Below are 11,634 nucleotides of genomic sequence, written 5' to 3'. Positions count from 1 at the left end.
GCGCCGAAACCCCAAAATCAACCTGTTGCCCCTGCCCGCGCATCGCCCCTACATTGATCGAACGCCAAGGGGAGAGGACGCGATGGCCAAGACCAGAATGACCCGCGAGGACGCGCTGACATTCCACATTTCACCGACGCCGGGAAAGTGGGAAATCCAGGCCACTGTGCCGATGACGACGCAGCGCGACCTGTCGCTGGCCTATTCCCCCGGCGTCGCGATCCCCTGCGAGGAAATCCACGCCGATCCCGCCACCGCCTATGATTATACCAACAAGGGCAACCTCGTCGCCGTGATCTCGAACGGCACCGCGGTGCTGGGCCTCGGCAATCTTGGGGCACTGGCGTCCAAGCCGGTGATGGAGGGCAAGGCGGTTCTGTTCAAACGCTTCGCCGACGTGAATTCGATCGACGTCGAACTGGACACCGAAGACCCGGATGCTTTCTGTAACGCCGTGAAGCTGATGGGGCCGACTTTCGGCGGCATCAACCTTGAAGACATCAAGGCCCCCGAATGCTTCATCATCGAACAGCGCTTGAAAGAGGAAATGGACATTCCCGTTTTCCACGACGATCAGCACGGCACCGCCGTGATCTGTGCCGCCGGTCTGATCAACGCGCTGCATATCTCCGGTAAGAAAATCGAGGACGTGAAAATCGTGCTCAACGGGGCAGGGGCCGCGGGTATCGCCTGTCTCGAATTGCTCAAGGCGATGGGCGCCAAGCACGACAACTGCATCATGTGCGACACCAAGGGCGTGATCTATCAGGGCCGCACCGAAGGCATGAACCAGTGGAAATCCGCGCACGCCGCCACCACCGATACCCGCACCCTGGCCGAGGCGATGGGCGGTTGTGACGTGTTCCTTGGTGTGTCGGCCAAGGGTGCCGTCACACAGGACATGGTCGCCTCCATGGCCGAAAACGCCGTCATCTTCGCGATGGCCAACCCCGACCCGGAAATCACACCCGAAGAGGCGCACGCCGTCCGCGAAGACGTGATCGTCGCCACCGGTCGTTCGGATTACCCCAATCAGGTCAATAACGTGCTTGGCTTCCCCTATCTTTTCCGGGGCGCGCTCGACATCCACGCCCGCGCGATCAACGACGAGATGAAAATCGCCTGCGCACAAGCGCTTGCCGATCTTGCCCGCGAGGATGTGCCGGATGAGGTTGCGATGGCCTACGGCAAGAAACTGACCTTCGGGCGCGACTATATTATCCCCACGCCCTTCGATCCGCGCTTGATCCACCGCATTCCCACCGCCGTCGCCCGTGCGGGCATGGACACCGGCGTCGCCCGCCGCCCGATCGTGGATATGGAGGCTTATGAAGTTACGCTGAAATCGCGCATGGATCCGACAGCCTCCATGCTGCGCAACCTCAACGCCCGTGCGCGTGCGAACCAGTCCACGGTCATCTTTGCCGAAGGCGACGATCCCCGCGTGCTGCGTGCTGCCGTGCTCTACCAGCGATCAGGGTTGGGCAAGGCCCTCGTCGTGGGCCGTGAGGACGATGTCAAAGCCAAGCTGACGGCAGAAGGTCTGGCCGACGCCGTGTCGGAACTTACAATCGTAAACGCCGCCAATACGCCTTACTTGGACACGTATAAGACCTTTCTTTACGACCGGCTCCAGCGCAAGGGCTTCGACGCGCAGGACGTGCACCGCCTGGCCGCGCGCGACCGGCATGTCTTTGCCGCGCTGATGCTCGCCCACGGCCATGCCGACGGAATGGTCACCGGGGCCACGCGCAAATCGAACCACGTGCTCGACTTGATCAATCACGTCTTCGATGCCCAGCCGCATGATGGCGCGGTCGGTGTGACGGCTGTGCTACACAAAGGGCGTATCGTGTTGATCTCGGACACGCTGGTGCACGAGTGGCCAGATGAAAATGACCTTGCCGATATTGCGGAGCGTGGCGCATCCGTGGCTCGCGACCTTGGGTTGGAACCGCGAGTTGCCTTCCTGTCGTTCTCGACTTTCGGGCATCCGGTGTCGGAACGCGCCGAAAAAATGCACGCGGCACCCAAGGTGCTCGACGCGCGCGGTGCTGACTTCGAATACGAAGGCGAGATGACGGTTGATGTCGCTCTGAACACCAAGGCACAGGAGGCGTATCCCTTCCAGCGCCTGACCGGCCCCGCCAATGTGCTGGTCGTGCCCGCGCGCCACTCTGCCTCGATTTCGGTAAAACTGATGCAGGAGATGGCCGGTGCGACGGTCATCGGCCCGATTTTGTCCGGTGTGGGCAAACCGGTGCAGATCTGCTCGACGGTGTCGACGGTCAACGACATCATGAACATGGCCATCATCGCCGCCTGCAAGGTCGGCTAGGCGCAGCGCCAGGGAAGAGGAACAGCGACGTGGCGATCTGGAATCTCGGCTCCATTAACGAAGACATCGTCTATTCCGTGCCGCATATCCCGGCACCCGGCGAAACGCTCGCCTCCACGGGTCGCGAGGTCTTCTTGGGCGGGAAGGGGGCGAACATGTCCGTCGCTGCCGCCCGTGCCGCGGCACGCGTCAATCACATCGGTGCTGTCGGTAATGGTGCCAAATGGACGGCCGAGCGTCTGCTGGAATACGGCGTCGATACGCGCCATATCGCGACACTCGACACCGACGCGGCACAGGCGATCATCATTGTCGATAATGACGGCGAAAACGCGATTATTCTGCACCCGGGCGCAAACGGGGAGATACCGCAAGCCACGCTGCAAGAGGCACTGTCAGAGGCGCAGACAGGCGACTGGTTCATCACTCAGAACGAAACCAATCTGCAGCGCACGGGTGCCACGCTCGCGCGGAAAATGGGGATGCGCGTCGCCTACGCCGCCGCGCCTTTCGATGCCGACAGGGTACAGGCGGTGCTCGATGTGCTCGATTTCCTGATCCTAAACGCGGTCGAGGCGGACCAGTTGGAACAGGCTACGGGCAAGGGTCCTTCAGATATCGGTGTGATGGATGTCATCGTTACGTTGGGGGCCGATGGCGCAGACTGGTATCACCGCGGCACAAAAAAACATTTCGACGCGATAAAAGTCGACCCTGTCGACACCACCGGGGCCGGGGACACGTTCACCGGTTATCTGCTGGCCGGCATCGACAGGGGGATGCCGATGGAACAGGCCATCGGTCAGGCGCTCAAGGCGGGCGCGCTGATGGTCACACGCCGTGGCACGGCGGATGCGATTCCTGATTTGTCAGAAGTGCAGGCATTTGATCCATAGCCGCCTTTGACGGATGCGCCTGCATCAGCAGCCCGACCCCTATGGCGACCACTAGAACCATTGCTTTTGCGGCCTGTAGCGAAACACGCATGGGACCCTCCATTCTATCTGATCAGCCTGCGACCGGTGGCCCGACGTAGCAATTCACCAGCCCGTGACCTCACGACCAGTTTACCACTTGGCCCCTGCGCGGGATCGTCCTAGCGTCGCATCGCAGGGAGGACCAAATGACTGATCACCAAACGACCCATCAGGCCGCCGAGGACGCCCGCAATGCCGACATTCTGATCTATGTGGACGGGCAGCTTTTGCCCCGGTCGCAGGCCGTCGTCAGTGTCTATGACAGCGGTTTCATGCTGGGTGACGGCGTATGGGAAGGCCTGCGCCTGCATGACGGCACATGGACCTTCGCCGACGAACATCTCGACAGGTTGTTCGAGGCGGCGAAAGCGATCGATCTTGATATCGGTATGGACCGGAACAGTGTCTTTGCAGCATTGTTAGAGACCCAGAACGCCAATGGCATGACCACCGATGCCCACGCGCGCCTGATGGTGACACGTGGTGTGAAAATACGCCCGTTCCAGCACCCGTCGCTCTCTCAATCCGGTCCGACCTTCGTGATCATCGTGGAACATTCCAAACCTGCGCTGGGCCGCCCGATCAACCTAGCAACCGTGCCGCATCAACGCGGCCTGCCGATGACCCAGGACCCGAAGCTGAACAGTCACTCCAAGCTGAACTGCATTCTTGCCTGTATCGCCGCGCAAAAGGCCGGCGCGGACGAGGCGCTGATGCTGGATGTGCATGGCTTCGTGAACACCACCAACGCCTGTAACTTCTTTATCGTTCGCAAGGGCGAAGTGTGGACCAGCACCGGCGACTACTGCATGAACGGCATCACCCGGCAAAAGGTTATCGACCTGTGCCGCGCCAACGACATCCCCGTGTTCGAGCGTAACTTTTCTCTCGTCGATACCTACGGCGCTGACGAGGCGTTTTTGACCGGCACCTTTGGCGCACAAACCCCCGTCGGGTCAATCGACGGACGGCAGATCGGAACCGGGCAGCTAGGTCCCGTTACGGAGCGGATCCGCGCGCTTTACGCAAATCTGGTGCACGGGTAGTGCACGCCCGGTGCACGCGATTCATACGAGGGATTTGCCATGAAAATTGCCATGTGGTCCGGCCCGCGCAACCTGTCGACCGCGATGATGTATGCCTTTGGCAACCGGCCGGATTTCGCCGTCTGGGACGAACCGTTCTACGCGGCGTATCTCAGGCAGACCGGTATTGAACACCCGATGGCCGCAGAGATCATTGCCGGTCACGATAGCGATCCCGCAAGCGTCGCAGCACGCATTTCAGGGTCTATCCCGGGCGAAAAGGCACATCTCTATCTGAAAGTCATGCCACACCAGATGCGCAATGACTTCCCCCGCGATTGGATGGCCGAATGTGTCCATGTCCACCTCATTCGTCACCCTGCACGGGTGATCGCAAGTTATGGCGCCAAGCGCGAGGACATCACCGACGACGACATCGGCTTCCGGCAGCAGGCGGAACTGTATGATGAAATCGGTGGCGTTGTTATCGACAGCGCCGACATTCGCGCAAATCCCGAACGCACACTGCGCCTGCTTTGCGATGCACTTTCACTCTCCTTCGACCCCGACATGCTGCGCTGGCCTGCCGGCCCGAAAACAGCAGACGGTGTATGGGCCGCGCATTGGTACGGTTCCGTCCACCGCAGCGAGGGTTTTGCCGGCGCGGAAGGTCCCTTGCCCGACCTTACCGGCAGGGATGCGCTCCTTTTGCAGCGCGCGATGCCGTTTTACAGTGATCTCACGAAAGCCAAACTATCCTGATCTTTCAGTATGTTGGCGTCTTTCTGCAATCTGCCGTGAAACTTTGTGTTCCTTTTGTGCGTGGATTCCACAATCGCCGAAGATGTTTCGGCCAATTTGTGGGAGATAACGATATGAAAAAGACTCTGATGACTACCTTCGCGCTGATGGCAACGGCCTCGGTGGCATTTGCTGACGGCCACGCCACCGCGTCGGTCACCGCCGCTGATCAGGACGTCTCGAACGGCGTCGTCAGCGCCGAGACTGTCATGGCGATGGAGAACGGCTGGCTGGTCGTTCACCGCACCGATGCCGACATGGCACCCGGCCCCGTGGTCGGCCATGCACCGCTGCGCGCTGGCGAAAACACCGACGTTGCTGCGATCCTGACCGAAGAAGTCGCATCGGGCGACATGCTGATGCTGATGGTTCACTCCGAGGCAGGCGGCACGCAGACAGGCATTTTTGAATACACGCTGGGCGCGACCGAAGACGGTCCCATCCGCATCGATGATGCGCTGGTGATGCAGGTCATCACCGCCGAGTAATTCAAAAGTATCGTGTTAATGAGTGACGGAGCCCCCTGCGCAGGCAGGGGGCTCTTTTTTCAGTTGTGGCGGCGGTTGCGCGCAGCGAGCAGCTTTAGCCGAAGCGCGTTCAGCTGGATAAAGCCTTGCGCGTCGGTCTGGTCATAAGCACCGGCATCTTCCTCGAACGTCACATGCGCCTCGGAATAAAGCGAGTGGTCTGACCAGCGGGCAACTGTCGAAACCGACCCTTTGTAGAGTTTCACGCGTACGGTCCCGGATACATGCTCCTGGCTCTTGTCGATCAGAGCTTGCAGCATTTCACGCTCTGGCGAAAACCAGAAACCGTTGTAGATCAGTTCCGCATAACGCGGCATGATGCTGTCCTTGAGGTGGCCCGCGCCGGAGTCCAGCGTGATCTGCTCGATACCGCGGTGCGCCTCGAGCAGGACGGTGCCGCCCGGCGTCTCATAGATGCCGCGTGATTTCATGCCGACGAAGCGGTTCTCGACCAGATCAAGACGGCCGACGCCGTGTTTGCCGCCAATCTCATTCAGTTTGGTCAGGATGGCGGCAGGCGACATGGTCTCGCCATTGATAGACACTGCATCGCCCCGTTCGAACCCGATCTCGACCACTTCGGGCGTATCGGGCGCATCCTCGGGAGCGACGGTGCGCTGATAGACGTAATCAGGTGCTTCCTGCGCGGGATCCTCCAGCACCTTGCCTTCGGACGACGTGTGCAGCAGGTTCGCATCGACGCTGAACGGAGCTTCGCCGCGCTTGTCCTTGGCGACGGGGATCTGGTTTTTTTCTGCAAACTCGATCAGCCGCGTGCGGCTTGTCAGGTCCCACTCGCGCCAAGGGGCGATGACCTTGATTTCCGGATTCAGTGCGTAAGCGGCCAATTCAAACCGCACCTGATCGTTGCCCTTGCCGGTGGCGCCGTGGGCCACGGCGTCGGCTCCTTCGGCGGCGGCGATTTCGACCAGACGCTTGGAAATCAGCGGGCGCGCGATGGAGGTGCCCAACAGATAAAGCCCTTCATAGAGCGCGTTGGCGCGGAACATCGGAAACACGAAATCACGCACGAATTCCTCGCGCAGGTCTTCGATGTAGATGGACGAGGCACCCATCATTTCGGCCTTTTTGCGCGCGGGTTCCAACTCCTCTCCCTGACCCAGATCGGCAGTGAAGGTCACGACCTCACAGCCGTATTCCGTCTGCAGCCACTTGAGGATGATCGACGTGTCGAGACCGCCGGAATAGGCGAGGACGACTTTCTTGGGAGCGGACATGATGACAGGCCTTTTGAATCTGTGGCGATTGGCACGCGGGTTAGAGGTTTTCGGCGTGATGAGCAAGGATCGCACGTTGACCGGCCCGGCAGATGGTGGCACCTGCGAAAGAGGTTTGTACTATTCCGGGGTTGCATCATGGCATTTCGTCTTTTTCTCCATTCCTTCCAGACGATCTTTGGAAATCTGCGCGAGGCGCTGACAATTTCTGTGATCCCCTTCGGCGTATTGATCGCTGTTTCCTTCCTGTTCGGGATGGGGATGGAATCAGCCGTAGGTGCCGCACCTTCGGCCGGTCAGGTGACCGGCGCCATCGTGCTCTCGATTGCATCGCTTTTCGTCTTCGGTTTCATTGCGGTCAGCTGGCATCGCTATGTCCTGCTCGAAGAGCAACCTGCGTTGTTCGGCTCGCCTGCAACCGCCCGCGCATTTCCCTATATCGGCACATCGATCCTGTTGGCGCTGTGGCTTTTCATGATTTTTCTGCCGATCTTTCTGATCGCGTCTTTCGCACTCTTCCCTTTTCTCCAAGTCGACGCTGCCAATCCCACGGCAGCAATCAACTTTGGTCTCGGCGGCTTTGCAGTGCAGGTGATCATGGGCACAATCTTCGGTACCATTGCCTTCATGTATTCGATGGTTTTGCCGGCTTCCGCTTTGGATCGGCCCATGACGTTCAGGGAGTCGCGCCTGGCGACGAGCAGATTGGGCTTTGACCTGGTGCTGGTCACCTTGCTGATCGTGGTGTTCAACACGGTTGCAAATACGGTTCTGGTGCTGCTGCTTTCGGGCGTGTCGGGAATCTTGTTGTTGATCCTGTCCCTGGCCGTACAGTGGTTGGTCATGATGGTCGGGATCAGCATCCTGACCTCGCTATACGGTCACCTTGTCGAGGGGCGCGACCTCCCGGCCTAGCCGGTCAGCCGCGCGACAAAGGCGGCATCTCCCGCGTTGTAGAGCAGGGAGGGTGCCAGGCTGGCCTCGATCCACATCGCCGTATGGCCCGCCTCGCGCGGGGGGCCGTGCGGACGGACGGGTTTGGCCAGATAGACGTGGCACAGTTTTTCTGCATAAACGCCATACTCCGGCATATACGCAAATCGCCTGAAAGCGCCGATCTTGCGCGGTGCGGCGATGCGCCAGCCGGTCTCCTCGAACACCTCGCGGTGGAGCGCCTGCAAGGGGCTTTCGCCGGGGTCGATGCCACCGCCGGGCAGCTGGTACTCAAAATGCGGATCGCCCTGATAGGTCAGCAAAAGCCGTCCCGCGCCGGGTAGAATCGCATATACGCCCGGCCGGTGAATATACCGCCGCCCGCGTTGCGGCGTATCGCCATACCGTCTGATCATGGCCTGCCCCCTTGGACCGTTGCCTTGCCCCGCCTATATACCCGCGATATGCCAATTCCTGATATGTAAGGAAAGACCATGACCATAGGCGCGATTGCCTGGGACGATACCGTCCTGCCGTTTCAACTCGATGCATCCGATATCCGCGGCCGTGTGGCGCGGCTGGATGGGGTATTGGAAGAGGTGCTGAAGCAGCACGATTATCCCCCGGCAATCGAGGCGCTGGTGGCGGAAATGTCGCTGCTGACCGCGATGATAGGTCAATCGATGAAATTGCGCTGGAAGCTGTCGCTTCAGGTGCGCGGCGATGGACCCGCCCGGCTGATCGCGACCGACTATTTCGCCCCCACGGATGATGGAAAGCCTGCTGAGGTCCGCGCTTACGCCAGCTTCGATGCGGACAGGATCGACCCGCATGGACCGGCCTTCGCCCAGATCGGTAAGGGGTATTTCGCGATCCTGATTCATCAGGGCGAGGACATGCAGCCCTATCAGGGTATCACTCCGATTGCAGGCGGATCGCTGTCGGCCTGTGCAGAGACTTATTTCGCGCAGTCAGAACAGCTGCCGACTCGCTTTGCGCTGACCTACGGCGAAGCGCAGACGCCCGGCGAAGGGGCGGCTTGGCGCGCGGGCGGGATCATGTTGCAGCAGATGCCGAAGGCATCGCCCTCCGCACAGCAACAGGATGCGGTGCGCGAGGACGGTCTGGCCGATCCGGCCGATTTTCTGGATGCCGAGGAGCACGAGGACTGGACACGCGCCAACGCACTGCTCGATACCGTCGAGGAGATGGAGCTGATCGGCCCCTCCGTCGCGCCGACGGATCTGCTTGTGCGCCTTTTCCACGAGGAACGGCCGCGCGTGTTCGATGCCAAGCAAATCCGCTTTGGCTGCACTTGTTCGCGTGAGAAGGTCGAACAATCGCTGTCGATCTATTCGGCCAAGGATCTGGCCACGATGACAAAGGATGACGGCACGATCACTGCCGACTGCCAGTTCTGCGGGGCGCATTACGTTTTCGACGACCCGTCACAACTGGGGTTCGAGGCGCAGGATGGGGGCGCCTGATTACAGATCAATCTTGATGGATGCGCTGTCGGCGACCGGCAGTGCATCGTCGGACTTTGACCTTAACAAGGACATCGATCTGCCGCCGGCGCGCAAACTGACACCAGCCGCGGTGCTTGTCGCGTTTCGCGCCGACACCGGCAATCTGGTGCTGACGACGCGCTCTGCCCGGTTGAAACATCATCCGGGGCAAATCGCCTTTGCCGGTGGTCGGCAGGACCCCGGCGACGCGACGCCGACACTAGCCGCCCTGCGCGAGGCCGAAGAAGAGATCGGCCTGCATCGCGATCAGGTCGAGGTGCTGGGCACGCTTCCTGCGCATGAAACCGTGACCGGATACAACGTCACGCCAGTGCTTGCGCTGATTCTCGGGAACTTCACGCCTGTGCCGGAGGCCGGCGAAGTCAGCGAAGTGTTCGAGGTGCCGTTCGCCCATGTCACCGATATTGATCGCTTTCGGGTCGAAGGGCGGCGTTGGCAGGGACGGCGGCGGCACTATTACACGGTGCCATTCGGCCCCTATTATATCTGGGGTGCCACCGCCCGAATCCTGCGCGCGCTGGCAGAGCGGATCGCATGACTCGAATCGCCGCAGAATGGCTTGAGTCAGACCCTGCACAAAGGGTTTGCGCCGTTTTGGCGGGTGCGGGACATCAGGTTTGGTTTGTCGGCGGGTGTGTGCGCAACGCGCTGCTGGGCGCGCCTGTCTCTGATCTGGACCTGTCGACGGACGCACGGCCCGATCGCGTCATGGCGTTGGCTGAAGAGGCAGGTTTCAAGGCGATCCCGACCGGGATCGATCATGGCACCGTCACGGTGGTGGCCGATGGTCGTCCGTTCGAAATCACGACATTCCGGCGTGACGTGGCAACTGACGGCCGCCGCGCAGTCGTGACGTTTTCCGATGACATGATCGACGATGCACGCCGCCGCGATTTCACGATGAACGCACTCTATTGTGGCGCGGATGGACGTGTGGTGGACCCGTTGGGGCAAGGTCTGGCCGATCTTGAAGCGCGGCGTCTGCGGTTTATCGAAAATGCGGATCGACGGATCAAAGAGGACTATCTGCGCATCCTACGGTTCTTTCGCTTCCATGCTTGGTACGGCGACCCTGAAAGAGGCATCGACCCCGAGGGTTTGGCGGCCTGTGCTGCAAACATCGACGGGTTGGCGCGACTGTCGCCCGAGCGTGTCGGTCAGGAGGTGTTGAAACTGCTCGCTGCGCCTGATCCGGCCCCCGCTGTCGCGTCGATGGCGGCTACCGGTGCGTTGGCGCAAATATTACCTGGCGCGGGGCACAGCGCACTTGCGGTGTTGGTTCATGATGAGGCGGTGCTTAATCTGCAGCCCGACCCGATCCGCCGCCTTGCGGTCTTGGGCGGTGAGGAAGTCACGAACCGGCTACGGTTGTCCAGACAAGACGCGCAGCGGTTTGCGCTGATCTGCGCGGGCGGTGCCACGGGAGAGGTCGCCTATCGACACGGGGTCGATGTTGCGGTCGATGCGCTGGCGGTCGCTGCGGCTATGACGGGACAGGAACCAGACACTGAAAAGGCCAAATTTGCCCGATTTGCCGCAGCGCAGGTCTTTCCGGTTTCGGCAAACGACTTGATGCCGGCCTTGTCCGGGCCTGCACTGGGGGAAGCCTTGAAGGTGGCGGAGCGGCGCTGGATTGCTTCCGGCTTTACGTTGAGCAAAGAAGACCTGATTGGCTGAATTGCTGCCCCTGTTCGGGTTCGTTTTTCTGGGCCTGTTTTCGCCCGGACCGAACGTGATCCTGCTGACGGCGTCCGGTGCACGTTTCGGATTTCGTCCGACCGTACCGCATATCATCGGTGTGGCGCTCGGCGTCGGGGTCATCGCAGGGGTGACTGCCTTGGGTGTCGGCGCGCTTTTACAGGCCGCGCCGCGTCTGACACTGGTTCTGAAACTGGTGGCCGCGGCGTGGATCGCGTGGATGGCGTGGAAGTTGTGGCAGGCCGACGCGTTGGCGGCCCGCAGGGTTGGGGACCGCCCATTCACATTTGTCGAGGCAGTGCTGTTCCAATGGATCAATCCCAAGATCTGGGCCGTCGCCTTGTCTGCAATGGCGTTTGTCGAAACGCTGTCGCCATTGGTGCAGGCCATCACCTTGTCTGTCGCATTCAGCGGTATCAACCTGTTCGTTTGCCTGTTCTGGACCGCTGCCGGTGCGGTCCTTTCATACCTTCTGCAAAACCCTGTCGCATGGCGTGCGTTCATGCGGGTCATGGCCGTGGCGCTGGCGGGATTTTCACTGTTGGTTTTCCTTTAGCGCCAAAGCCCC

At 60.7% G+C, this 11,634-nt stretch carries 12 protein-coding genes; 10 read left to right on the top strand and 2 right to left on the bottom strand.

All coding sequences use genetic code 11. The features are described from left to right. Positions 1-82 precede the first annotated feature (82 nt). The 5 genes from AC04PH_RS00840 to AC04PH_RS00820 all read left to right on the top strand — a co-directional run bounded on the left by AC04PH_RS00840 (position 83) and on the right by AC04PH_RS00820 (position 5,629). Positions 83-2,338: an NADP-dependent malic enzyme gene (locus AC04PH_RS00840; protein WP_483063850.1), complete on the top strand. Its 2,256-nt coding sequence runs from the start codon at positions 83-85 to the stop codon at positions 2,336-2,338. Between the two features lie 29 nt (positions 2,339-2,367). Beyond that, positions 2,368-3,234 (top strand): ribokinase, encoded by an 867-nt coding sequence (locus AC04PH_RS00835; protein WP_483063849.1) that lies wholly within the window; start codon positions 2,368-2,370, stop codon positions 3,232-3,234. A 227-nt stretch (positions 3,235-3,461) separates the two neighbouring features. Further along, positions 3,462-4,361: a D-amino acid aminotransferase gene (locus tag AC04PH_RS00830; RefSeq protein ID WP_483063848.1), complete on the top strand. Its 900-nt coding sequence runs from the start codon at positions 3,462-3,464 to the stop codon at positions 4,359-4,361. Between the two features lie 39 nt (positions 4,362-4,400). Further along, a complete protein-coding gene (locus AC04PH_RS00825; RefSeq protein WP_483063847.1) occupies positions 4,401-5,102 on the top strand; it encodes a sulfotransferase-like domain-containing protein in 702 nt (233 codons plus the stop codon). A gap of 113 nt (positions 5,103-5,215) precedes the next feature. Then, positions 5,216-5,629, top strand: coding sequence for a DUF7282 domain-containing protein (locus AC04PH_RS00820; RefSeq protein WP_483063846.1), 414 nt, complete (start codon positions 5,216-5,218; stop codon positions 5,627-5,629). 59 nt (positions 5,630-5,688) lie between these two features. Here the strand turns inward: AC04PH_RS00820 and AC04PH_RS00815 are convergent, their stop codons facing one another. Next, complete coding sequence (locus tag AC04PH_RS00815; RefSeq protein WP_483063845.1) at positions 5,689-6,906, bottom strand: argininosuccinate synthase; 1,218 nt, start codon at positions 6,904-6,906, stop codon at positions 5,689-5,691. A gap of 138 nt (positions 6,907-7,044) precedes the next feature. Between AC04PH_RS00815 and AC04PH_RS00810 the strand changes: the two genes are divergently transcribed. After that, entirely contained in the window at positions 7,045-7,821 is a 777-nt protein-coding gene (locus AC04PH_RS00810; RefSeq protein WP_483063844.1) for a hypothetical protein, read from the top strand. Here the strand turns inward: AC04PH_RS00810 and AC04PH_RS00805 are convergent. Further along, on the bottom strand, positions 7,818-8,255 hold the full coding sequence (locus AC04PH_RS00805) for an NUDIX domain-containing protein (RefSeq protein WP_483063843.1): 438 nt from the start codon (positions 8,253-8,255) through the stop codon (positions 7,818-7,820). The two genes, AC04PH_RS00810 and AC04PH_RS00805, sit on opposite strands and share 4 nt — an antisense overlap. A 78-nt stretch (positions 8,256-8,333) precedes the next feature. On the opposite strand from AC04PH_RS00805, the gene hslO reads away from it, so the two are divergent. From hslO to AC04PH_RS00785, 4 genes are read left to right on the top strand one after another with little or no spacing between them, the layout of a single operon-like run. Next, complete coding sequence (gene hslO, locus AC04PH_RS00800) at positions 8,334-9,326, top strand: Hsp33 family molecular chaperone HslO (protein WP_483063842.1); 993 nt, start codon at positions 8,334-8,336, stop codon at positions 9,324-9,326. Between the two features lie 16 nt (positions 9,327-9,342). Next, on the top strand, positions 9,343-9,906 hold the full coding sequence (locus AC04PH_RS00795) for a CoA pyrophosphatase (RefSeq protein ID WP_483063841.1): 564 nt from the start codon (positions 9,343-9,345) through the stop codon (positions 9,904-9,906). Further along, positions 9,903-11,045: a CCA tRNA nucleotidyltransferase gene (locus AC04PH_RS00790; protein ID WP_483063840.1), complete on the top strand. Its 1,143-nt coding sequence runs from the start codon at positions 9,903-9,905 to the stop codon at positions 11,043-11,045. The genes AC04PH_RS00795 and AC04PH_RS00790 overlap by 4 nt, the downstream gene beginning before the upstream one ends. Further along, positions 11,038-11,622: a LysE family translocator gene (locus AC04PH_RS00785; protein WP_483063839.1), complete on the top strand. Its 585-nt coding sequence runs from the start codon at positions 11,038-11,040 to the stop codon at positions 11,620-11,622. The genes AC04PH_RS00790 and AC04PH_RS00785 overlap by 8 nt, the downstream gene beginning before the upstream one ends. The last annotated feature ends 12 nt before the right edge of the window (positions 11,623-11,634 follow it).

It is taken from the genome of Yoonia sp. KMU-150, from assembly GCF_056858355.1.
The sequence above is the reverse complement of the archived record's forward strand: the minus strand, read 5'-3'. Positions and strand labels throughout refer to the sequence as shown.